Below are 22,970 nucleotides of genomic sequence, written 5' to 3'. Positions count from 1 at the left end.
GGTTTTTTGACTGCTTTTTAACACAGTATGCATTAAAATCCTTTATTAATAACGACTTAACGTATTCTATAAACAAAAAAGGTTATAGATAATGGTTTTACCAATAACAATGCTCTATAGCCTAATAAGCAAAAGGCTATAGAGCACTGGGTATTTTAAGTACTAAAAATTAGCTATCGCGTAACTGCGCTGAGTGCTGCTCTGTTAATGCCTGTACAACATTGTTCGTAGCAGTCTTTACAGCGTCATCAGATAGGGTCTGAGTACTGTCTTGCCATATCAATGCAAACGCCAATGAACGCTGACCTGTTGGCACGTTGTCCCCCTGATACACATCGAACAGCCATAAATCAACCAACAAGTCCCCTGCCGCAGCTCGCACCGTTGACTCTAAGGTCTGCAAACTGATATCACTGTCAACTAAGATAGCGATATCACGGCGTACTTGTGGAAACTTACTTGGTGTGGTGATCGCATGCTGCTCACGAGCCATCGTTAATAGCGGTGCTAATGACAATTGAGCAACCCATGTCGTTGGCAAATCTAGTTGCTTTGCCGTACTTGGATGCAGCTGACCCAACCAACCGACGTATATATCATCGATATACAACTCAGCGCTTTGGCCAGGGTGCAAGAAGCTCAACGTGCTACGCTCGTAGCGGATACGGGCGCTATCGATTTGTGCTGGTAATAGCTGCTCAACATCATGCTTTAGGTCATAGAAATCTAAGGCTCGGTTTTGATACGCTTGCTCACTCCATATATCACCAACGGCAACTAAAGCAATGCTTGGCGTTTGTACCAGCTCGCTAATACTTTGCCCAACAAAGCTAAGACCTGTCTCAAAAAAACGTACACGCGGCTGCTGACGATTCAAGTTGTATTGCACGCAAGGCAGTAAGCTCGATAGTAACGTACGACGCATCACAGCCAAATCACTAGAGATAGGATTTGCAAGTGCTAACACCTCCCCTAGCGCCTCATCATCAAGTAATGCTTCTAGTTTTGCATCACTAAAGCTAAAGCTGATGGCTTCCATATAGCCATTATCAACCAATGCTAGCTTCATCTGATGCGTCAAATCTGCAGTATCGTCATAATCCATGCTGACCTGCAAATGCGGCAATACGCTTGGAATATTGTCATAGCCATAGATACGAGCGATTTCTTCGATTAAATCCTCACGGATACTCATATCAAAACGATAAGATGGCGGTGTGCAAACCAGTGCATCGCTCTGCTGCGTGACGTCAAAGCCCAATTGGGTTAAGATACGTACCATCTCTGATGGCTCGATATCAATACCAATGACATCACGAACTTTTGCGATTGGTAGTGTAATCGGCGCGCGTGCTGGTAGATGCTCGAGAGTCTCAACTGTTACTATTTGACCCGCTTCGCCGCCCGTGATGCTAGTGATCAGATCACAAGCACGTGCCAAGGCCAGCTGTGGTAATTCAAAGTCGACGCCGCGCTCAAAACGCTGCGAGGCATCAGTATGTAGACCAAAACGACGTGCGCGTGCAGCGATAGCAAGCTGATTAAAGAAAGCACTCTCTACAACGATGTTGGTGGTGCTATCCGTGACACTACTGCGCTGTCCACCCATGATGCCAGCCAGTGCCAAGGCACCTTTATCATCAGCAATGACAAGCTCATCACCCGTCAAGGTAACAGTTTGCTCATTAAGCAAAGTAATAGTCTCAGACGGCTGTGCTAGGCGTATGACAATATCACCTACGATAGTATCAGCATCAAACGCATGTAACGGTTGACCCAGCTCCATTAGTACATAGTTGGTCACATCGACCAAAAATCCATGTGAGCGTAGACCTGACTGTACCAACGCATCTCGCATCCATTTTGGAGTACCGATGCTACGATCGATATTGCTAATTGATTGCAACAGATAGCGAGGACACGCGTCTACTGCATCAACGGTTACCGCTGGTGTTGCGCCATTATCAGAAGCGACTAGGTTGTCAGGAATCGCAGGCGTTTGTACAGACAAATCATTGATGACTGAGATCTCGCGAGCGATACCGCGAACGCTAAAGCAATCGCCGCGGTTTGGCGTGATAGAGATGTCCAATATTTGGTTATCTAAACCTAGATATTCACGGATATCAGTACCGATTGGTGCATCTTCAGGCAACTCAAGCAAGCCATCGATGTCATCGACCAAGTCAATTTCAGAAGCGCCGCACAGCATGCCATTTGAGGCCACACCGCGTAGCTTGCTCTTTTTAATCTTAAAACCTTTGCTATCGTCACTTGGTAATACCGCACCGACAGTCGCAACGGGTACTTTCATACCGACGGTCACATTGGGCGCACCGCAGACGATTTGTAATGGCTCAGCAGCGCCGATATTTACCTGCGTCACACGCAATTTATCTGCATCTGGATGCGGCTCCACACTAATGACTTCACCGACAACCACACCGCTAAACTCACGGGCAACGGCATAACGATCATCAATCTCAAGCCCTGCCATGGTTAGCTGCTCGGCCAACTCTTCACTAGTATTGTTGGGATTTACCCATTGACGTAGCCACTGTTCGCTAATTTTCATAAATATCTCGGATCAGAATTTTATAATAAAGATGTTGGAGTAAAGCTTGGCAAATTAACTTGCTATATTAACAAGGGGCACTTTTATATCAACAAAAGCACTCTAGCCAAATTGCTTTAAGAAGCGCACGTCATTTTGGAAAAATAAACGTAAATCATCGATACCGTAATACAGCATCGCAAAGCGCTCGATACCCATACCAAAAGCAAAGCCAGTATATTTGTCGCTATCAATACCGCAATTGGTCAATACTTGTGGATGTACCATACCGCAACCCATCACTTCAAGCCACTTGCCATTATCATCTAAGATATCCACTTCTGCAGACGGCTCAGTGAATGGGAAAAACGACGGACGGAAACGTACGGTCAGCTCTTTGGCAAAGAACGCTTCTAGAAACTCACTAATCAAACCTTTTAGCTCAGCAAAAGTGCTCGACTCGGTGACCATAAGGCCTTCTAGCTGATGGAACATCGGCGAATGAGTTTGGTCTGAGTCGTTACGATAAACACGACCTGGGCAAATAATGCGAATCGGCGGCTCATTTTTTTCCATGGTACGAATCTGGACAGGACTGGTATGCGTACGCAATAGATAATGCGCATCAAAATAAAAGGTATCATGCATCGCGCGCGCAGGATGGTGCGACGGGATATTCAACGCTTCAAAATTATAGTAGTCACTCTCGACTTCAGGGCCAGTTGCGACATTGAAGCCCGCTTGAATAAAATACTGCTGCATACGCTGAGTAATCATGGTTACTGGATGCAGATGACCTTTTTGACCACCGCGAGCAGGCAAAGTGATATCAATGCTCTCGCTTTCTAGCTTGGCATTGAGCGCGGCGACTTCTAGTTGCTGCTGTTGATCGGTTAATGCTTGCTGAATGCGGCTACGTACTTGATGCAACCAGCCGCCATAAGTTTTCTTATCATCAGCATCGAGCTTGCCCATCTGCTTTGACCAGCCCGTTAACGGACTCTTTTTACCAGTCAATTGCACACGCAAATCTTGCAGTGTACGCGCATCATTTACTTGTAGGATTAGAGCTTCAGCAGCATTTGCAAATTCGGTAAGCTGAACTTCGTTAAGCTCATTAAGCTCTGAAGACAAGGTCGGTAGCGCCGACAAGTCGTTGGTGGCAGCAGGGTTAGTCATAAGACGCATTATTCCTGATTTGAACGAACTATTAATTGTAGGGATTTGACCAAATATTGCAAACCATTTATCCAGTTATATTCATATACAGAATATGCAGAGAGACTGGCTATTAGAATGGCTTGAATATTTGGTCGATGATAAGCGTATTTACTGTCGATACAGTCTCAACATCGATTGGGCATGGAATAATTTAATATAAAAAAAGCCACCGACCAGCGGTAGCTTCTATTAATATCATACTATTAATCAATATTAGTCCTATCCGTTTAGATAACTACTTATAAATAATTATTTAAAAGCATCACATCTAAAGGACAGTTAATATTTAGGCCAATTCCGCTTTTGCTTTTTCGACCAATGCTGTGAAAGTCGCTGCATCATGCATAGCGATGTCTGCTAGAACACGACGATCGATTGCGATGTTTGCTTTTTTCATACCATTGATAAAGCGGCTATAGCTTAAGCCATTTAAGCGTGCACCAGCATTGATACGTGCGATCCAAAGACGACGGAAAGTACGTTTCTTGTTGCGACGGTCACGATAAGCATATTGACCAGCTTTGGTCACTGCCTGTACCGCTACGCGGTAAACACGTGAACGGGCACCGTAGTAGCCTTTTGCGCGCTTTAAGATTTTTTTGTGACGGCGATTTGCCTGTACACCACGTTTTACACGGGCCATAATTTACTCCAAGATTTTTTTGATCACTGTTAAGCGAGTGATGATGTTGTCAAATGACAAACACCATTGTCAGATTGCAAAGTCAAATATCATTTCATCAGATAATTTCTGATTAGATATAGATGACGTTAGGCTGTTAGATGTATGGGCACATACGACGAACTGCTGCTTCGTCAGATTTATGCACTAACTTAAGACCACGCAACTGGCGAATACGCTTAGGTGATTTCTTGGTCAAAATATGGCTTTTGAATGCTTGCTTACGCTTGAAGCCATTCGCTGTTTTTTTGAAGCGTTTAGCTGCGCCGCTTCTGGTTTTCATCTTGTTTTTCATGATGATTTGCCTCTTTTTCTGTTTTAGAACCTGGTCGTCAAATAGTCATGCTGGCCAATTGTTATCATAAATAACAACCAAACCTCTATTTGCCTCGAGGTGGGAGGCGCTATTTTAGCAGATAGTGCGTTGTTTTGCCAAGTAAAGTTTTGGCTTGGCTCTAGTGAATAATAAAGACGGGTAGCCAATAGAATACAAGCCTTAACAGCACTGCCAAAAATTCCAATAAAATATCTAATTTGTCTCCAAATAGATTGAATGTCAGCTTAAGCTGTGCTTAAGTATGTACTGTATGTGTCCATGATACGCGTGCCATTGAAACAAGCGTATTTATCGCCTACATATAGCTGTACTATAAGGTCTTAATCACTGTAATACTACTCGCCTCTCGCATGATAGGTGGCGTAATCAATTACCATCACTTTAGGAGATAGTGTGTCAGAACAAGCGTTAGCATTTGAAGATGACTTATTTGTCTTTGAGACAGTGATGCGTGTGCGTCATACTGAGATTGATTTGGGACAGCATATGGCCATTGAGTCTCTAACAGCACTCCTGTCTGAGGCGCGTCTTAGATTCCTACAAGCCAAAGGTATTAAGGATATCAACGCAGAGCAACAGGGTTTGATTATTGATCAATTGCAGCTAGATATCATGAGCCGTATACGAGTGCGTGAAGAGCTTTTATTCGAAGTCGGTGTGGAGCCAATATATGACAATGGCGGTCACATAGTCATAAAGGTCACCCGTATGCATACTGGTGAAATCATGGCACAATCACGGCAGCACTTTGTCAATTATGACTTTAGCCTCAATAAAGTAGTCAAACTCGATAAGACGACCAAAGAAGCGCTGTATCCGCATTTATATAGACTGTAAAATAGTGGGCTATAGCGTACTTTTATTTTAATCAGTATTCATCTGATACAACTTGTCGAATCATCTCCTCGCATCCTTCATTACTTCACTCATAACATTGCTTCACTCATAAGTAGTATAATTGCTTATTGATCTTTTTCACCTTTTACCTATAAGACGATAGATTCATTATGACTTTACCCGCTTGGCTGACTGCCGTAACTTTTAACGATGATGGTTTGATTCCTGCGATTGCTCAAGATCACCAGTCAGGTCGTATCTTGATGATGGCTTGGATGAATAGCGACGCACTACAACTAACGGCGCAAACAAAGACCGCCGTTTATTTTTCGCGCTCGCGTGCCAAATTGTGGCACAAGGGAGAATCATCAGGTCATACGCAGACGGTGCATGATATTCGTCTAGACTGTGATGCAGACGTGATTGTACTTAGTGTCACGCAAGCGGGCGGTATTGCCTGTCATACTGGCCGTGAATCTTGCTTTTATCAGCGTCTAGATTTATCTGGTCCAACGCCAGAGTGGCAAACGGTTGATAAGGTACTAAAAGACCCTGCTGATATTTATCATGCTACAAAAACTACTAACGATATGCCTGAAGGCAAGAAAGATGGTGCCCATGCTGATTCTGCTACTAACCAAGAGTCAGTTGATAAAGCCTCTGTACTACAACAGCTCGATCAAGTCTTAGCAGAACGCAAACAAGCCGATGCTGACAGTTCATACGTAGCCAGTCTATATGCCAAAGGCTTAAATAAAATATTAGAAAAAGTCGGTGAAGAAAGTACAGAGAGCATCATCGCTGCTAAAGATTTTGCTCACTGTGATAAAAGTAGGGATAAGGCGCAGTATGATGAGGCGCGTCACGAGCTAATATATGAAGTGGCAGATGTCTGGTTTCACACCCTAGTTGGACTGGCATGGTTTGATATTGAGTCAGATGCTGTGTTGGGCGAACTGGGCAGACGTTTTGGGTTGTCAGGTATCGATGAAAAGGCTGCCAGATAGCACTTATGCAATAAGCATCACTTTTATTTGATTACTGTTGTTTTCATCTATTTGTAATAACTGCAGGTTATAATATATCTCTGTTTTATCTCGACTTATATATCGATGCTTTTTGTTTGATACGTAAACCTTATTTGATAAATAAACCTTTTATAACTGCAAAATATGCATATAAAGACTGAAAACTAAGTCACAAAACCAAGTCATAAGGATACCGTTATGGGTAGTTTTTCTATTACACATTGGCTAATACTACTGGTTGTTGTCGTTGTCGTTTTTGGCACTTCAAAACTTAGAAATGCTGGCAAAGATTTAGGCGGTGCGGTTAAAGGCTTTAAAGAAGCGGTCAAAGACGAAAATACAGAACACGCCAAAAAACACGTGGTGCTTGATCACGACGGCACAGCCCATACCGAAGAGCGCACAGCAACCACCAAGGTTGATGATAAGCATAATGTATAGCATTTAGACAGTGACATCGGACCATTATGTTTGATATTGGGTTTTCTGAACTACTCCTCTTTGGCGTTATCGCTCTCATTGTCTTGGGCCCAGAAAAACTGCCGCAGGCAGCGCGTACGGCTGGGCAATGGTATGCCAAAATTCGTCGCACCGTCTCGACCTTACAGTCCGAGATAGAAGCAGAGTTAGATCTGGCTGAGACACGCCAACAAATGCAAAAAGAGCTTGCCAAAATTCGCGAAACCGAAGCTGATATGAGACGTGAGATGGCTGAGATGCGTGGCAACATGAAAGCTTTCGAAAGCTCACATAGTCCATCTTCAATGTCTGATGACGTCACAAGTGATAGCAATAATGAAGAGAGTAAAGAAAACGGCACCCCTCATCGAAAATCAGCCACACCAAAAGCATTCGACTATCGTTATGCCACTGACACACACGAAGATACTTTAGACGATAATCAACTATCTAAGAGTGACCACAGCAGCGCTGAAAGCGATAGGGTCGTTCCAATTACTCAAGTCATAAATACCCGACCATGGGAAAACATGTGGTTTCGCCTCGGTGCTTATGACAAGGCAAGACGTTTACCGATGCCCCCATATGTACCAAATTATAAAGCCGATACTTTGCTAAATAACCCTATAGATATACAGACTTCTGACAACAAGCAGGAGACTGATTAATGCAATTATTCAAACGCAAAAAAAGCCGCCAAGAAAAAATCGCGCACTCAGACAGCCCTGCCAATATCACTGGTCAAGATACGGATACAGCAAACGATTCTAAAGACAAAGCAACAGACGATGATGTGCTGAGCTCGTTGGGCGACATGCCTATTACCGAGCATTTAATCGAGCTGCGCCGGCATTTGATCAAAATATGCGTGGCTGTTTTAATCATATTTTTGGCATTAGTCGGTTATTCACGTGAGCTTTATAATTTTTTGTCAGATCCGCTAGTTGCGCAGCTGCCCGCCAATTCAACGATGATTGCCACTGATATCACATCGAACTTTATGGCACCGATACGTCTGACGGTCTTCGTTGCTGCATTTTTGGCGATGCCCTATATCCTCTATCAAATTTGGTCATTTGTCGCGCCAGGCTTATACAAAAAAGAAAAGAAAATTGCTATTCCAGTCCTCCTGTCCTCGATATTTTTGTTTTATGCAGGTGTGGCCTTTTCTTATTTTATTGTCCTAAAAGGCGTCTTAAAATTCTTTATTTTGTTTGCCCCGCAAAACGTATTACCGATGACCGATATCGACAGTTATCTGAGTTTTGCCTTAAAACTATTTATGGTATTTGGCTTAACCTTTGAGATTCCAGTCGTCACTTTACTATTGATATTGGCTGGTATTGTCTCCATTCAAAGTCTAGAAGAAAAACGCCGTTACATCATTGTCGGCTGTTTTGCTGTGGCTGCCGTGGTTACGCCACCTGATGGAGTATCGATGTTGATGTTGGCTTTTCCAATGTGGCTGTTGTTTGAGCTTGGTTTATTTTTGGCAAAAATTCTAATAAAGGAAGAGCCAAGCCCTAATATGACATCAGCAGTCAAAAAATAGTCTCACCAGTGCCCTATTTGGATGTCCAATAGCTCCTAATTTAGATTAGAATGAGACTAGATACATAAAACTGTGCTGTAAACTGCTCACATATTTTCTTCTTGTCCCATCAGTAAGCTTAGCGCTTATTATCACGTTTTAGCACCATCATCATCTCTAAGCCATTGTTTATCCAGTGGCTTTTTTTGCCCCTTGTGTTTTAATCATTTTTTGTACTTTAGGTAATTTTATTATGTCCGCATCGATGCCAGCTTATATGAGCGACCCCACTGATGAGCAGCTTGCCGCGCTAAATATGGCGATGGATCACAAGTCATTTAAAGTGGTCGCTTATGCAGGTGCTGGTAAGACAACGACCCTCAAGCTAATTGGGGAACGTTTACGTGGGCGCGGTCTATATTTGGCGTTTAACAAAGCCATTGCTAATGATGCACGGCAGAAGTTTCCGCCGCATGTAGAATGCCGTACTTTTCACTCGCTGGCCTATCGCCATGTCGCTCGTGATATTACCGCAAAGCTGTCTTTGCCGCGCTTTTCGCCCAAACGTCTGGGTGACGACTTGGGACTGCAGCCTGTGCAAGTACGTCGGCAAATGGATGGGGTCAATAAATATATTACGCTCACGCCAGCACGGCTGTCTCGGTTCGTCAGCGACGCGGTCAGTAATTTCTGTAGTACACATGCCAGCTATCCTGCGCCAAGGCATATCCTGTTCCCCAGTTGGCTCGATGCATCAGATGCAGAGCAACTGCGTGAGATGCTCTACCCTGCTGTTGAGCAACGCTGGTTACAATCGATCGATGCGCGTCATCCTGCAGGTATCGGCCATGATATTTATCTCAAACTATGGGCGCTATCCAAGCCTAGTATCCCAGCTGATTTTATTTTGTTTGATGAAGCGCAAGATGCTGATCCCTTGATGATGGGCATCTTGACCCAGCAATCGAGACAAGTCATCTATGTGGGCGATGCGCATCAGCAGATTTACGAATGGCGCGGCGCGGTCAATGCCATGAAAAAACTACCCCTACCGCAGACATTACTGACACAGTCCTTTCGCTTTGGCGAGCCGATTGCAGAGGTAGCCAATACCTTATTAAAAGCCCTACAAGAGGACGTGCCACTAAAAGGCAATCCGAACAAACAGTCCTCTACCGATAAAGGCATGGTACATAGTAAAAAAGACGCTATTCTCTGTCGTACTAATGCTGCAGCGATGTCACAACTACTCACAGGGTTAAAGCACGGGCATCGCGTTGCGCTACAAGCAGATACCGACCGTATGCTTAAATTCTGTCAAGCAGCTGAGAACTTAAAAAATGGCAAATCGGCTTATGGTGTCCCTGAGCTAGCTTATTTTTATAATTGGGGCGATGTACAAGAGTACGCTGAAACCAATGAAGGCAGTGATCTAAAAACATTGGTCAAACTGGTCGATGACCACGGGACTAATGTACTCAGCCAAGCGGTCAATAGTCTCACCAGTATCGACAATGCGGACTATGTCATCTCTACCGCGCATAAAGCCAAAGGGCTCGAATGGGGTAAAGTACAACTAGATGATGATTTCTATTACGACGTGACAACCAATGCGGTCAAGATAAGCCCAGAAGAGTTACGTTTGCTCTATGTCGCCTGCACACGCGCCCAAAGCAATTTAGATATACATAACATTCAGGACTTGATATCGGGATTACAGACAGGGAAGAAGGTAGTTTTTGGTAACACTTAATTATCCTCCAAATTTGCCAATCACGAGTTTTATTCAACTTCTCTTATAACGACCCTTTAGCAGTGAATCACCAGCATGAATAATAGCCAGCAACTTCAAACGCGTCAAAATACTATTAATCAGTTATTTGCAGCTCCTGTCCGACTCCTCGCACCCATGGAGGGCCTAACCGATCCTTTAATGCGCCAAATTCTAACGCAGATTGCATCAGATTTAGGGCGTCCTTATGATTGGTCAGTGAGTGAGTTTATTCGTATTACTCAGCATGTCTTGCCTGCGCATGTTTTCTATAGGTACGTCCCCGAACTCCATCACGATGCCAAGACCGCCTCTGGCACGCCCATCCATGTGCAGATTTTGGGTAGCGACGCGCAGCTGATGGCAGAAAATGCTGCTTATGCTACCGAGCTTGGCGCGCCTGCAATTGATATCAATTTTGGATGTCCTGCAAAAACGGTTAATAGCCATCGTGGGGGTTCTGTATTGTTAGATGAACCTGAAACCATGTATCAGATTATCAGTGCAGTACGTCAGGCTGTGCCCGCACCTATTCCCGTATCAGCCAAGATTCGCTTGGGCTACACCGATACTAGCCGAATGGATGATATTCGCGGCGCGATTGCCGCAAGTGGCGCTGACTGGCTCACTATTCATGCCCGCACCAAGACCCAAGGCTATAAGCCACCTGCTTATTGGGACAAAATCCAAAGCTTTAATGCGCTTGATATTCCTGTGATTGCCAACGGCGAGATATGGACAGCAGCGCAAGCAAACGACTGTATGACGCAATCGGCAACTCAGCATTTGATGCTTGGGCGCGGTGCCGTCACGCGTCCTGATTTGGTGGCGAGTGTGGATGTGCATGATAACGACAACGCGCGCATCTTGTCTTGGCAAGCGCTTGTACCGCATCAAATTGCATTTTTGCAGGGTGAAGCCAAAAACGATGTGGTGTTGGTCGGTCGCTACAAGCAATGGTTAGGTATGCTTACCAAAGGCTATGCTGAGGCACAGATGGTGTGGGAAAGGATTAAAAGAGAAAAGAATAAAGCGGTGATTATTAGTGCATTACAAGCGAGTGTGCAAAAATAATCACCTAGTCATACGTGGTTTGCTTTATAAATAACAATGGGCAGTCCTATACGCTAACTCGTATCGCTAGATAAAACAGCATTAGACAGCATGCCATCGACAATACCCATAGGATAGAGCGAAATGTCGATAAGTTGGTAATATAAGCGGTGCAATAACCAATTCTAATCAACACATACAGCCAAGCCAGTAAATTAATAATAGACTGCGGTACAAAGAGCAGCATCGCTGTCAGTACGGCTGCTAAAAATACAGGTAAGGTTTCATAGCTGTTTTTTTGTGCGGCATCAGCGCGTGCGGCGATACCAGTCGTGCTTTGCATAAAGTCACGTGGATGCGCATTATTTCTGATTCTAAAGCCACCAGATATTTTTGCCACTACGGATACCGCCCATGGCAGTAAGCTTGCGGCTATCATCGCCCAGATGGCGGAGGCAACCTTATCAGAAACCAAGTCAAAGAATGCACTGATCATTGTATGAGTCCCTAACCTGCAATCACTTCAAAATCGTGGGTAATGTTGACCCCACCTGCGACCAGCATACGGCTGGCAGAGCAGTATTTTTCTGCTGATAAACTGATGGCTTTTTCGACTTGTTTCTCTTTGACATCTTGACCCGTGACAATGAAATGCATATGGATATCAGTATAGACTGCTGGTACGGTCTCAGCGCGCTGAGCAGTTAGCTCACAACGTACATCCGTCACTGCTTGGCGTGACTTCTGTAAAATCTCTACGACATCGTAACTGGCGCATCCTCCCAATCCTAGCAGGATAAGCTCCATCGGGCTTGAGCCTTTTTCTTTATCAGCATCGAGTTGCACGTTATGTCCTGATGGTGACACGCCCATAAAAGCTTTGTTTTCTTGCCATGTGACGCTTGCTTTTGACTCTGACATTGCAGATGCTCCTTACTTTGATTGGCATAGTGCCTATTTTTTATTGTTTGCATATATAACACTTGGCTAGTGTAGCATAAGCCAAAGCAAGATTTTATAGAGCCATTGTTTTGCTATCGTGTCACGACGAGTAAATACACTACTCTTATGCTTCGATTCTTGATAAAGCTGTCATTTGATAATCCTTTCGATTGTTTTAGAATCGTGCAGTTATCGGTACTCATTACCACGCCTACAAAATCATTATTTTATAAATATACAAAAGTTCATTTATAAATAATTGATTTTAAAAGGTAAAACTCGTGAAACATTTTATAGCAAAATACTGTTACACATTTTGCTTGTTTCTTGGTTTAATAACGGTAATGAAACTCGTTTTAGGCAGATGTCGATAACAATCACCTTATAATAATTACGATTGCTATCATGATTTGGATCTAGAACGAGCTATTTTTAGACAAATTAAAAGGTTTAGTCATGATAGATGCAGACGGCTTTCGCGCCAATGTCGGCATCATCTTGGCCAATACACAAGGGCAGGTTCTGTGGGCAAAACGGATTGGTCACAACGCTTGGCAATTTCCGCAGGGTGGTATCGACCGCGGGGAGACGCCGATGGATGCAATGTATCGCGAGCTCTGGGAAGAGGTCGGTTTACATCCGCGTCACGTGGACTTATTGGCAGTCACTCAAGACTGGCTGCGTTACCGCTTGCCAAAACGTTATGTACGTCATGGCCAGCACCCCTTGTGTATTGGGCAAAAACAAAAATGGTTTTTGCTACGCTTAGATGAGCCAAACACCCAACACATCCGCTTCGATGAAGGGAAGCCTGAATTTGACCATTGGCAATGGGTCAGCTACTGGTACCCACTCGGACAAGTGATTCATTTTAAACGAGGCGTTTATCGCCGTGCCTTACAAGAATTGGTACGCGAACTTCCTCTAAAACAAGAGCTAATCATTCCTGAGCAAAATAATCATCTGCTTATGTAATGAGTTACTCAATATCACGATGCAAGACACCCACGATAATAGCTAGAATGTTAGCCATTACCGTGGGTGTTTTTTTATGCTTCAAAACCTATACGCTCCAAAAACTATTTACGACGATTCTGAGTTACTGTCAAATTCTCTGCTGATGATGTGAGCAGTAATCTCTGAACTTTTTCCTTTTTCTTGTTTCAAGGTCAAAATACTCTGAGTCCTCGTACCGTAAGTGGGCTTATTGGTTTTAACATCACCAAAGGCCACTGGCTCAATATAAACAGATGACAAAGTCTGTTCAACCTCAGTGCTCATACCCGTCTCTGGCAGCTGATCGTCTGGTGCTTTGGTGATATCCGTTAGTACATCGAATGCCGCCGCTTGCCAGTATTCAGCCGAGCTGTCCTCAGCAATCAATGGCAATACCTCTTGGCGTAGCCTACCGCGCAGACGCTCTGTCTTAAACCAAGCTGATTCTGGCTGCCCGTTAGATATGACATGCAAACCTGCATGCAGTGGCGTAGGTGCATGACCGCGATTATTCACCAGCACGGCTTGCTTGTTATCACCAATAATCAGGTTAAAGCCTGCATAGTTTTGCAAATCAATCTGCCGTGCAAATGTCATCGGACTGAGCTCACTGGTCAAAAAATGGGTGACCAGCTCACCTCGTGAACGCTCATTAATACCTGCCTGCACACCATCACGAAAGTTCAATACCCCCGCCCAGCGTCCGTTCTGCTCATATATAACGCTTCCTTCTTTATCTGGCAGTGGCTGCTGATGCATGCCCAGCCAAGTCCCACCACTTTGCTTATCACGTCCTGCATAAATAGGCTGGTCGGCCCACTGATGTAGCGGATCCGTCGGACGCTGCAAAAACTCATCGCGATTGGACAATAGTACTAAAGGTAGTTCGTCAAATAACTGCCAAGCAATGGCAACAATACACATAGCATTCCTTTTATTATTTTCTGTTGGGCGCGAGATTTTCGGTAAAAATAAAAAACATCGCTTAAAACTGATTTACTAATCAAGCGGCGCTTATCGATTATCACTCAATATTTTATTGGCAGGATAACTGATTTGAGACGTTGAGCGTATCACCTGTGACTGTTTACTCGGCAAGTCAAACTCCCACGCCACCATGCCTTGATTGTCATTCCAATTACGCTCAGTGATAGGCGGCGTGTGGGTGACTGCAACTTTCAGACTATCATCGCGGCTGATAGGCTCGCTACCTAGTACTTGCAAGCGTACAGCGCGGTCATGCTGGTTGGTAAATTGATAGGCTTGGGTAGTCGTTAAGGTTTGTGTGCGGCTTAGCACGCCTTTTTCACCTTGCTTATCTTCGTTGATCAGCGCTTTCACGAGCATATTTGAATCACGGCCAAAACCAATCCCCTGCTCTTTTAGCATCTGATAGTTATAGCGCGACTGTCCGACATAGTTGTCATCACGGTACAGCTGTAATGAGCCATCCACCCACTCTGGCGTCAGAAATGGCGCTGACGCGTACCAGTATGCTGTCGTCTCAACGCTAGGGGTACTTCGAACCCACAGCTTACTACCGCCAGACTGCTCGCCAATAACTGTGCGTACCCGTCTACCATCACTAGGGATACTCACCAGCTGCGCTAACCGATACTCGATGATACCGTTTTTGTTCTGGCTACTGACCGTAAAGTTCGGTAGCGGCGCCATATTTGGCGAGCTAGAGTCGTCGCTATAGCTCTCTCTTGCAGACACGACTACAGGCGTGTTATCCACCATAGCTGATGCATACTGAGCATTTTGGTTTTCTTCATATAGCGATATGCGCGGCACATATGGCAGTTGTCCTGTCGCACTTTGATTGGGATTGGCGGTACTGAGAGTGACAGGTACGTTGGTCCAGTTCTCACCCGTTTGCTGTGCAATGATCGCCGAGGCGGTGATACTCAACTGATCACTACTGGTGTTGAGACGCGCCTGATACGTAGGCTCCCATCCTGCGCCTTGCACCTGATAGTGCAATTTAACGCTACTTGGCAAGCGACTGGCAGTGCGCACACTTACCTGTGTCACATCATTGGAGGTTGATGTTGCGCTGCTCGCTATCAGCTGATTCATTGCGTCTTGGGCGCGTGCTTGGCGCTGCTGAATGTCCAAAATCTTTTGGTTAATGCGGGTTGCTTGCGCTTCTATGTCGCGTGCGTTATTTGCAATCGTACTCGCTGTGTTGACTTGCGTGGCTTTGGTCAAATTTTGCAAGTAGGCTTTTGCCAAGCGCGCCGCTTCTAATTCAGCATTGATACTGGCTAGAGTGTTTTGCTGCGTCTGCACTTTAGTATCGCCTTGATATTGGCATTTGGCGGCTTGCTCTCCACTCAACGCTTCAATACTGATTTCACCAATATTGACATTACCTATTGCCTGTACGCTTAGACTTTCTTTATCTATATAAGGTGACAGGCAAGAGAATATCACGGTTTGCTCGCCACTCTCTGTGATAGGCAACGAACGTGTGACACTTGCCAGTCCCTGATAGATAGTCACTTGCTCGACGCTACTGATAGCTGCTTGTGCACTAGATATACCCCATACTGCACTGCCACCGCATATCACTGGCAGGACAGCGAGCCGTGTCATTCGAGCGAACGCAGACAATATATTGGTACGATCATTTGAGACAGACCAGTGTGTTAGGTGGACATTCATACGTCATTCCTCAAAATGAAATTATCATAGCGTCACCGTCAGTCTTATATCAGATAAGCGCATAAGAGAACCTCTATCTTAGCAAGATTACCGTAGCCGTTTTGACCGTTTTTAATAGAAACTTTTTTATCGCCTCAGGTCTTTGAATGAGAGCTTCTCTATTTCAGTGTACTGCTCTATACACTGCACCAACTTTTTATTCCTCTCCCCTTTATGGTGCACTTTTATTAACAATCGTGCACTAAATTAATGAAAACAACCAACAAGATTTAATTATTGCTCAATTATTACTCGATTACTGACTTTTTTGACTTGGCATAAAACTTGAAGTCTTAATTATTGTTCAGGAGCAGTATTTTTACTTTTTGTGTTTATTTAGGAGATGTCCATGTTTTCGTTACCAACTTTAGCCAATCCTCAGTGTGTTGACTCTCACTTACCCAGCAAAATCAAATCTCGCTTCTCACTATTAGCCATCGCTGTCGTTGGTAGCTTGAGCCTCGCTGGCTGTCAAAAACCTGCTGAAACGGCGACCTCTACAGAGACAACAACCGAAACCACTACAGAAACAACGACGACTCCTTCTGCTGATGGCGACACCATCAAAGTGGGCATTTTGCATTCACTATCTGGCACCATGGCCATCTCTGAAACCTCTCTAAAAGATACGGCACTCATGACCATTGATGAGATTAATGCCAGCGGCGGCGTACTCGGTAAACAGCTAGAACCTGTGGTCGTTGATCCTGCTTCTGATTGGCCGTTGTTTGCTGAAAAAGCCCGTCAACTACTCACTCAAGACAAAGTAGATGTTATTTTTGGTGGCTGGACATCAGTATCACGCAAGTCAGTATTACCAGTGGTTGAAGAGCTAAATGGCTTGATGTTCTATCCTGTGCAGTACGAAGGACAAGAGCAATCAGAAAACATCTTTTATACTGGCGCAGCGCCCAATCAACAAGCTATACCCGCGGTTGAATACTTAATGAGCGAAGAAGGTGGCGGCGCAGAGCGCTTTGTACTGTTAGGTACTGATTACGTCTACCCAAGAACCACCAACCAGATCTTAAAGGCATTCTTAAAGTCAAAAGGTATTGCTGATGAAGACATCATGGAAGAATACACGCCGTTCGGCTTCAGTAATTATCAAACCATCGTCTCCAATGTCAAAAAATTCTCAACAGGCAAAAAGACAGCCGTAATCTCTACCATCAATGGCGACTCAAATGTTCCGTTCTATCGTGAACTTGCCAACCAAGGTATCAACGCCTCAGACATTCCGGTTATGGCATTCTCAGTCGGTGAAGAAGAGCTACGCGGCATCGATACCAGTTTATTGCAAGGACATTTGGCGGCATGGAACTACTTTATGTCGATCAAAAACCCAACCAACAGCGACTTTACCAAACGCTATAAGCAGTATGCACTAGATCAAAAACTGCCAAATGCTGAAAAGGTTGTGACTAATGATCCGATGGAAGCCACCTATGTGGGCATCAATATGTGGAAACAAGCCGTTGAACAGGCAGGTACCACTGATGTCGATAAAGTACGCATTAGCATGGCTGGACAGACATTTGATGCGCCTTCAGGCTACACGCTAAAAATGGATGAGGAAAACCATCATTTATGGAAACCTGTCATGATTGGTCAAATTCGTGCCGATGGTCAATTTGATACGATTTTTAAGACGCCAGAAGTCATCCAAGCCCAGCCTTGGAACGAGTACATTCCTAAATAGATCGTATTTTTAATGACTGTATGCTGACAAATATATGGCTGGTGAGCCTATAACGCCTGAGCATAATCACGAATCAGCGCGCTCAACTGCCATAGCTATGTTTGACTTTATAGTTATGTTTGACCTTTTAAAACCCTTCAAACTTTATCAAACCTTTATCGCTTAAGACATGAGCGGTAGAGGCTGAAGGTTTGTTGTCTGTAAAACATAGGGAGCCGCATATGCAGCGCCACACTTTACGCCCATTTGCAGGGCAAATATCGTCCAAAAATGATAACGCTCAGCAAGCATCGTTAAGCGGGCTAATGACGCACGTCACTCGTTTTTCAGTGTGCACGATTTTGCGGCTACTTGCAGTCACCACGTTATTCATAACGACCTTGGCCACCACTGCACATGCTGATCACGGTGACCATGGTAATACAGAACATGCCCATGACCATGTGATTAAGGCCACTCAATCTGCGAACACCGTCGCTGCGACATCGGAGTCAATGACCGACGGTAATGACACATTACGCATAAACAATGATCAGTCATTGACCACACCTGCTAATGCCTCAACGCCTGCAAAATCTCCCACTGCTCATCCAGCAACGATTAGCCAACCAACTGTAGGCGATGCTATTCCCCAATTTGTGGCAGGAGACTTTAGTCAACGCCAAGCCATGCTAAGTGATTGGCCAGGATCGGTTGAGAGTTTGGACAGTTTGGTTGAGTTGATTGCAAATGACGAGCTATACCAAGGCAATGGTGGACAGACTTATTTGCTCAATGCAGAGGACCAGCTATTTACTTATCCCGACAAAAAAGAAACGTCAGACTGGCCCAGTGATTTATCACAAATAACGTTGACCAACACATTGCGCTCAGCGCTTATTTTTGGACAGGCAAAGGTAAAGCTCGAATCTGACAAGCCAGCTCAGCGCCTGCAAGCGGTAGAGATTTTGGCTAATAATATCGATCAAGTCGATCCAGCTATTATCACAGCAGCGGCCGCAAACGAAGACAATACCAAAGTCAAAAAGGCATTAGCTGCGTTGCAAGCTCGTATTGACTTCAAAAACGGTGACCTCCCCACTCAGATCGCCGCGGTCAATCTACTCGCCGATAGCGACAGCCCGCAGGTATTGGTTGATATCGAGTCCGCTCTTGCAGCCGATAACGTGGATCCTACGCTCGAAGCAGCGCTAGTTGATGCCAGAGATAGCGTGGCACGCCGTATTCAGATAAGCACATGGACGGGGCATATTTTCACTGGTATGAGTACGGCCAGTATTTTATTGCTAGCAGCGCTTGGTCTTGCAATTACCTTTGGGTTGCTTGGCGTCATTAATATGGCGCACGGTGAGCTAATCATGATTGGCGCTTATACCACCTATATGGTGCAAAACGCATTTCAAGCTTATATGCCAGACATGGCGGGCTGGTACTTGCTTGCAGCTATTCCCGCAGCATTTTTGGTCAGCGCCATCATCGGTATGATTATTGAGCGCATTGTCATTCGTCCGTTATATGGTCGTGAGCTAGAGACACTATTAGCGACCTTTGGCGTGAGTCTGATTCTCATGCAGCTGGTGCGGATGATTTTTGGCGCGCAAAACGTCGAAGTTAGTAACGTGGCGTGGCTCAGCGGTGCGTATCAAGTGTCCTCAAGCCTTGTACTGCCTTATAACCGTATCGCCATCATCGTGTTCACGGTCATCGTCGTGGCGCTACTGGTGTACTTGCTCAACAAGACTCGCTTTGGGTTATTTATACGCGCCGTCACTCAAAACCGTCAAATGGCGCGTGCCGTTGGTATCCCTTCGGCACGCATCGATATGATGGCATTCGGTCTAGGCTCTGGGCTGGCTGGTATGGCTGGTTGTGCACTGGCGCAAGTGGGCAACGTCGGCCCTGATCTGGGACAGACCTATATCATTGATACCTTTTTAGTCGTCGTTGTGGGCGGTGTCGGACAAGTGTGGGGCGCGGTATTGGCCGCCTTGGGATTGGGTGTCAGTGGTACCGTACTTGAGATTGGTATCGGTGCAGTATTGGCTAAGATTGTGTTGTTGGTTCTTGTGATTCTGTTTATTCAGAAGCGGCCACAAGGTTTATTTGCCCTCAAAGGCCGCTTTGTCGAATAAGGAGAGCTCTATGATACTGACCAAATTACTGTCTGACTCGCGGCGCAGTGCCATTTTAATCGGTTTATGTTTTGCCATACTTTTGATACTCCCTTGGCTACACCTGATGCCAGAGACCTCACCTTTTCATCTCTCAGCTTATTGGATCACGCTTATTGGTAAGATCATGGCACTAGCAATGGTGGCTTTGGCACTAGATCTGGTCTGGGGCTATGCTGGCATTCTAAGCTTGGGACATGGTCTATATTTTGCCTTAGGTGGTTATGCGTTTGGTATGTACTTAACGCGTGAGACTGCTGGCGATGGCCTGCCTGATTTTATGCGGTTTTTGAGCTGGACTGAGATGCCATGGTACTGGGCAGGTACGCAGCATTTTTGGTGGGCAGTCGCATTAGTAGTCTTAGTACCAGGACTGATTGCCTTTATCTTTGGTTTTTTTGCCTTTCGCTCCAAGATCAAAGGCGTGTATTTTTCTATCATCACCCAAGCGATGGTCTACGCAGCAGCGCTGCTATTCTTCCGTAATGAAACAGGATTTGGTGGTAATAATGGCTTTACTGGTTTCACTACCCTTTTAGGCTATGACATTACGGCTGCCTCAACCCGTGCGGTGCTATGCTTTGTCACTGCCTTGGCGCTGCTGATGTCTTATATGGGTCTACGTCATTTGATGAACCAGCCTTATGGACGCGTACTGGGTGCGATTCGCGATAGCGAAAACCGCTTGCAGTATTTGGGTTATCGTACCCTATGGTACAAGCTATCCGCTTGGGTACTATCCGCTGTCATTGCTGGTATCGCAGGCGCGCTCTATGTGCCGCAAGTCGGTATTATTAATCCGAGTGAAATGAACCCTGTGAACTCAATCGAGATGGCAGTCTGGGTCGCGACTGGCGGCCGAGGAAGTTTGATCGGTGCGATTTTAGGTACGGGTGTAGTGAACGCAGTAAAAACCTACTTTACGGTCGCCTACCCTGAGTTTTGGCTATTGATATTAGGCGGTCTATTCGTTGTGGTCACCTTGTTTTTACCCAATGGCATTATGGGCTTGTTTGACCGATTCAAAAAGGAGAAACAATAATGCTAAGTGATAAACCATCAACGACTGAGCAGCTTATCAATGAGTATGGGCGTACTCATGGCGGTACGGGACGCAGTCATCCAAAGCCATCAGGCGTCGATTTTAGCCATGGTATTGCGCTATACCTAGAAGATGTGAGCGTTTGGTTTGATTCGTTTCGAGCACTGAACAATCTGTCACTCTATATCGAGGAAGGCGAGCTACGCTGTATTATTGGCCCTAATGGTGCGGGTAAAACCACGCTTATGGATGTCATCACTGGTAAGACCCGCCCTACTGACGGTAGTGTGTTTTTTGGTCAAACGCATAACCTTGCCAGCCTATCTACCGAAGAAATCGCTGAAGCAGGTATCGGTCGTAAGTTTCAAAAGCCCACCGTATTCGAAAATTTTACTGTCATGGATAATTTGCTACTTGCCGCACCCAAGGACAAGCGCGTGGCCAAAAGTTTATTTAACAAACTCGATGCCGACACGCGCGATACCCTGGATGCGACCCTTGAGCAAATTCGTTTGACTGACAAAACCAACAAACCTGCTGGGCTGCTCTCTCACGGTCAAAAGCAATGGCTAGAGATTGGCATGTTACTGATGCAAAGTCCCAAGCTTATTTTGCTCGATGAGCCAGTAGCAGGCATGACCGATGCCGAAACAGAACATACTGCAGAGCTGTGCCTACGCCTCAAAAAGAACCATACTCTAGTGGTTGTCGAGCATGACATGACCTTTATCGATGCGATTAGTGAAAAAGTCACGGTATTGGCACAAGGGGCGATATTAGCCGAAGGTACTTTGGCGGAAGTGCAAGCCAATGAAGCAGTTATTGAGTCCTATTTGGGGCGATAATTGATCAATAGTTAGAGCGATAATCAAGTATATCTCGAGTAAATACACGGCTAGACCATATAGACATCAGAAAACAATGTAGAGGTTAGGAGACCGTCATGTTACAAGTCAATGGCATCAATCAATATTACGGCGGCAGTCATATTTTACGAGACGTCTCGTTCACAGCACCTATAGGTGCGTGCAGCGTAGTACTTGGGCGTAACGGCGTGGGCAAAACCACGTTGCTCAAATGCTTGATGGGCATATTACCTATCAAATCAGGGCAGATATTACTGAATGATAAAGACATCAGCAAGATGTCCCCAGAGCAACGCGTCCGAGCAGGTTTGGCTTATGTACCTCAAGGTCGAGATATCTTTTCGACACTGACGGTAGAAGAGAATATCTTGATTGGTATGGCAAAATTCTCACGCAGTAAAGCCAAGCAAGTACCCAAGCACTTATATGATATCTTTCCAGTGCTCGATGAGATGAAGCATCGTCGCGGCGGTGACCTGTCTGGTGGTCAGCAGCAGCAGCTTGCTATTGCTCGTGCGCTCGCCTCCGAGCCATCAGTGTTGATTTTGGATGAGCCAACCGAAGGTATACAGCCGTCTATTATCAAAGATATCGGCCGCGTGCTTCGCGACTTAGCAGACAAGGGTGATATGGCGATTGTGTTGGTCGAGCAGTTTTATGAGTTTGCCGAAGAGCTCGCTGATAACTATACAGTGCTATCACGGGGCAAGGTCGTGTCTCAAGGTGCAGGCGACACCATGGTCGATAACAACGTACAAGAACTGGTGGCTATCTAATTGTTTCAATCCTATCTACTTGGTAGTGGGCATCTTTTATGCGCTAAGAACGCCATACTTTTCTTAAAAAGTCCACTATCAAGAACCTCCTATTGTCACCTCAACCCCTTCTTCTATCACTGTGGCTATATCTGAGATCTAACGTTCTTTATCTCTCACACCCCTTGCCTAGCACTCTATCAACGACCCTCAACACCAATAGTAAATCTCCTAGCGCCCCCTAACTGGCGTCATAGCAATTATGTATGCTGGGCGCATGAAATTTGCTATTATAGTCAGCACTTTATTATCAA

At 45.2% G+C, this 22,970-nt stretch carries 21 protein-coding genes; 13 read left to right on the top strand and 8 right to left on the bottom strand.

Going from position 1 to position 22,970, the window contains the following annotated elements; genetic code table 11:
- Positions 1-169: 169 nt before the first annotated feature.
- The 4 genes from pheT to rpmI form a co-directional block, all read right to left on the bottom strand.
- Positions 170-2,575 (bottom strand): phenylalanine--tRNA ligase subunit beta, encoded by a 2,406-nt coding sequence (gene pheT / locus AC5JP1_RS11175; RefSeq protein WP_493844164.1) that lies wholly within the window; start codon positions 2,573-2,575, stop codon positions 170-172.
- A 102-nt stretch (positions 2,576-2,677) separates the two neighbouring features.
- Complete coding sequence (pheS, locus tag AC5JP1_RS11170; protein WP_493844163.1) at positions 2,678-3,733, bottom strand: phenylalanine--tRNA ligase subunit alpha; 1,056 nt, start codon at positions 3,731-3,733, stop codon at positions 2,678-2,680.
- A gap of 328 nt (positions 3,734-4,061) precedes the next feature.
- On the bottom strand, positions 4,062-4,418 hold the full coding sequence (rplT, locus tag AC5JP1_RS11165) for a 50S ribosomal protein L20 (protein WP_011281252.1): 357 nt from the start codon (positions 4,416-4,418) through the stop codon (positions 4,062-4,064).
- Between the two features lie 136 nt (positions 4,419-4,554).
- Positions 4,555-4,752 carry a 50S ribosomal protein L35 gene (gene rpmI / locus AC5JP1_RS11160; protein WP_011514608.1) on the bottom strand — a complete coding sequence of 66 codons (198 nt, stop codon included), beginning with the start codon at positions 4,750-4,752 and terminating at the stop codon, positions 4,555-4,557.
- 435 nt (positions 4,753-5,187) lie between these two features.
- Between rpmI and AC5JP1_RS11155 the strand changes: the two genes are divergently transcribed.
- The 7 genes from AC5JP1_RS11155 to AC5JP1_RS11125 all read left to right on the top strand — a co-directional run bounded on the left by AC5JP1_RS11155 (position 5,188) and on the right by AC5JP1_RS11125 (position 11,494).
- Positions 5,188-5,631, top strand: a complete 444-nt coding sequence (locus AC5JP1_RS11155) for an acyl-CoA thioesterase (protein ID WP_493844162.1) — start codon at positions 5,188-5,190, stop codon at positions 5,629-5,631.
- Positions 5,632-5,801: 170 nt separating this feature from the next.
- Positions 5,802-6,638: a bifunctional phosphoribosyl-AMP cyclohydrolase/phosphoribosyl-ATP diphosphatase HisIE gene (gene hisIE / locus AC5JP1_RS11150; protein WP_493844161.1), complete on the top strand. Its 837-nt coding sequence runs from the start codon at positions 5,802-5,804 to the stop codon at positions 6,636-6,638.
- A 219-nt stretch (positions 6,639-6,857) separates the two neighbouring features.
- Positions 6,858-7,100 carry a Sec-independent protein translocase subunit TatA gene (gene tatA / locus AC5JP1_RS11145; RefSeq protein WP_319051606.1) on the top strand — a complete coding sequence of 81 codons (243 nt, stop codon included), beginning with the start codon at positions 6,858-6,860 and terminating at the stop codon, positions 7,098-7,100.
- A 26-nt stretch (positions 7,101-7,126) separates the two neighbouring features.
- Positions 7,127-7,786, top strand: a complete 660-nt coding sequence (gene tatB, locus AC5JP1_RS11140) for a Sec-independent protein translocase protein TatB (protein WP_493844160.1) — start codon at positions 7,127-7,129, stop codon at positions 7,784-7,786.
- Complete coding sequence (gene tatC / locus AC5JP1_RS11135) at positions 7,786-8,670, top strand: twin-arginine translocase subunit TatC (protein ID WP_493844159.1); 885 nt, start codon at positions 7,786-7,788, stop codon at positions 8,668-8,670. The genes tatB and tatC overlap by 1 nt, the downstream gene beginning before the upstream one ends.
- 232 nt (positions 8,671-8,902) lie before the next feature.
- On the top strand, positions 8,903-10,402 hold the full coding sequence (locus AC5JP1_RS11130; protein ID WP_493844158.1) for a UvrD-helicase domain-containing protein: 1,500 nt from the start codon (positions 8,903-8,905) through the stop codon (positions 10,400-10,402).
- Positions 10,403-10,477: 75 nt separating this feature from the next.
- A complete protein-coding gene (locus AC5JP1_RS11125) occupies positions 10,478-11,494 on the top strand; it encodes a tRNA dihydrouridine synthase (RefSeq protein WP_493844157.1) in 1,017 nt (338 codons plus the stop codon).
- A 46-nt stretch (positions 11,495-11,540) separates the two neighbouring features.
- Here AC5JP1_RS11125 and AC5JP1_RS11120 read toward each other — a convergent pair whose 3' ends face one another.
- Together AC5JP1_RS11120 and AC5JP1_RS11115 are read right to left on the bottom strand one after the other, a co-directional pair.
- The gene (locus AC5JP1_RS11120) at positions 11,541-11,969 is read right to left on the bottom strand and encodes an MAPEG family protein (protein WP_493844156.1); all 429 of its coding nucleotides are present in this window, start codon (positions 11,967-11,969) and stop codon (positions 11,541-11,543) included.
- 11 nt (positions 11,970-11,980) lie between these two features.
- Complete coding sequence (locus tag AC5JP1_RS11115) at positions 11,981-12,394, bottom strand: OsmC family protein (RefSeq protein ID WP_493844155.1); 414 nt, start codon at positions 12,392-12,394, stop codon at positions 11,981-11,983.
- A gap of 477 nt (positions 12,395-12,871) precedes the next feature.
- On the opposite strand from AC5JP1_RS11115, the gene AC5JP1_RS11110 reads away from it, so the two are divergent.
- The gene (locus AC5JP1_RS11110; protein ID WP_057761956.1) at positions 12,872-13,390 is read left to right on the top strand and encodes an RNA pyrophosphohydrolase; all 519 of its coding nucleotides are present in this window, start codon (positions 12,872-12,874) and stop codon (positions 13,388-13,390) included.
- A gap of 108 nt (positions 13,391-13,498) precedes the next feature.
- Here the strand turns inward: AC5JP1_RS11110 and AC5JP1_RS11105 are convergent, their stop codons facing one another.
- Both AC5JP1_RS11105 and AC5JP1_RS11100 read right to left on the bottom strand, forming a co-directional pair.
- The gene (locus AC5JP1_RS11105; RefSeq protein WP_493844154.1) at positions 13,499-14,335 is read right to left on the bottom strand and encodes an NRDE family protein; all 837 of its coding nucleotides are present in this window, start codon (positions 14,333-14,335) and stop codon (positions 13,499-13,501) included.
- A 90-nt stretch (positions 14,336-14,425) separates the two neighbouring features.
- A complete protein-coding gene (locus AC5JP1_RS11100) occupies positions 14,426-16,081 on the bottom strand; it encodes a mucoidy inhibitor MuiA family protein (protein ID WP_493844153.1) in 1,656 nt (551 codons plus the stop codon).
- 388 nt (positions 16,082-16,469) lie between these two features.
- On the opposite strand from AC5JP1_RS11100, the gene urtA reads away from it, so the two are divergent.
- The 5 genes from urtA to urtE all read left to right on the top strand — a co-directional run bounded on the left by urtA (position 16,470) and on the right by urtE (position 22,677).
- Positions 16,470-17,822 (top strand): urea ABC transporter substrate-binding protein, encoded by a 1,353-nt coding sequence (urtA, locus tag AC5JP1_RS11095; protein ID WP_493844152.1) that lies wholly within the window; start codon positions 16,470-16,472, stop codon positions 17,820-17,822.
- A gap of 494 nt (positions 17,823-18,316) precedes the next feature.
- Entirely contained in the window at positions 18,317-19,954 is a 1,638-nt protein-coding gene (gene urtB, locus AC5JP1_RS11090; RefSeq protein WP_493844480.1) for an urea ABC transporter permease subunit UrtB, read from the top strand.
- A gap of 10 nt (positions 19,955-19,964) precedes the next feature.
- Positions 19,965-21,035 (top strand): urea ABC transporter permease subunit UrtC, encoded by a 1,071-nt coding sequence (gene urtC, locus AC5JP1_RS11085; RefSeq protein WP_493844151.1) that lies wholly within the window; start codon positions 19,965-19,967, stop codon positions 21,033-21,035.
- Positions 21,035-21,880, top strand: a complete 846-nt coding sequence (gene urtD / locus AC5JP1_RS11080) for an urea ABC transporter ATP-binding protein UrtD (RefSeq protein WP_493844150.1) — start codon at positions 21,035-21,037, stop codon at positions 21,878-21,880. Before urtC ends, urtD begins: the two co-directional genes overlap by 1 nt.
- Before the next feature lie 98 nt (positions 21,881-21,978).
- Positions 21,979-22,677, top strand: a complete 699-nt coding sequence (urtE, locus tag AC5JP1_RS11075; protein ID WP_443526698.1) for an urea ABC transporter ATP-binding subunit UrtE — start codon at positions 21,979-21,981, stop codon at positions 22,675-22,677.
- Positions 22,678-22,970 lie beyond the last annotated feature (293 nt).

This window comes from Psychrobacter sp. H29 (genome assembly GCF_059073055.1).
The sequence above is the reverse complement of the archived record's forward strand: the minus strand, read 5'-3'. Positions and strand labels throughout refer to the sequence as shown.

Coding starts and splice junctions, on each gene's coding strand:
- pheT (WP_493844164.1), bottom strand. CDS start 2,575: ATGAAAATTAGCGAACAGTGGCTACGTCAATGGGTAAATCCCAACAAT.
- pheS (WP_493844163.1), bottom strand. CDS start 3,733: ATGACTAACCCTGCTGCCACCAACGACTTGTCGGCGCTACCGACCTTG.
- rplT (WP_011281252.1), bottom strand. CDS start 4,418: ATGGCCCGTGTAAAACGTGGTGTACAGGCAAATCGCCGTCACAAAAAA.
- rpmI (WP_011514608.1), bottom strand. CDS start 4,752: ATGAAAAACAAGATGAAAACCAGAAGCGGCGCAGCTAAACGCTTCAAA.
- hisIE (WP_493844161.1), top strand. CDS start 5,802: ATGACTTTACCCGCTTGGCTGACTGCCGTAACTTTTAACGATGATGGT.
- tatA (WP_319051606.1), top strand. CDS start 6,858: ATGGGTAGTTTTTCTATTACACATTGGCTAATACTACTGGTTGTTGTC.
- tatB (WP_493844160.1), top strand. CDS start 7,127: ATGTTTGATATTGGGTTTTCTGAACTACTCCTCTTTGGCGTTATCGCT.
- tatC (WP_493844159.1), top strand. CDS start 7,786: ATGCAATTATTCAAACGCAAAAAAAGCCGCCAAGAAAAAATCGCGCAC.
- AC5JP1_RS11130 (WP_493844158.1), top strand. CDS start 8,903: ATGTCCGCATCGATGCCAGCTTATATGAGCGACCCCACTGATGAGCAG.
- AC5JP1_RS11125 (WP_493844157.1), top strand. CDS start 10,478: ATGAATAATAGCCAGCAACTTCAAACGCGTCAAAATACTATTAATCAG.
- AC5JP1_RS11120 (WP_493844156.1), bottom strand. CDS start 11,969: ATGATCAGTGCATTCTTTGACTTGGTTTCTGATAAGGTTGCCTCCGCC.
- AC5JP1_RS11115 (WP_493844155.1), bottom strand. CDS start 12,394: ATGTCAGAGTCAAAAGCAAGCGTCACATGGCAAGAAAACAAAGCTTTT.
- AC5JP1_RS11110 (WP_057761956.1), top strand. CDS start 12,872: ATGATAGATGCAGACGGCTTTCGCGCCAATGTCGGCATCATCTTGGCC.
- AC5JP1_RS11105 (WP_493844154.1), bottom strand. CDS start 14,335: ATGTGTATTGTTGCCATTGCTTGGCAGTTATTTGACGAACTACCTTTA.
- AC5JP1_RS11100 (WP_493844153.1), bottom strand. CDS start 16,081: ATGAATGTCCACCTAACACACTGGTCTGTCTCAAATGATCGTACCAAT.
- urtA (WP_493844152.1), top strand. CDS start 16,470: ATGTTTTCGTTACCAACTTTAGCCAATCCTCAGTGTGTTGACTCTCAC.
- urtB (WP_493844480.1), top strand. CDS start 18,317: ATGACCGACGGTAATGACACATTACGCATAAACAATGATCAGTCATTG.
- urtC (WP_493844151.1), top strand. CDS start 19,965: ATGATACTGACCAAATTACTGTCTGACTCGCGGCGCAGTGCCATTTTA.
- urtD (WP_493844150.1), top strand. CDS start 21,035: ATGCTAAGTGATAAACCATCAACGACTGAGCAGCTTATCAATGAGTAT.
- urtE (WP_443526698.1), top strand. CDS start 21,979: ATGTTACAAGTCAATGGCATCAATCAATATTACGGCGGCAGTCATATT.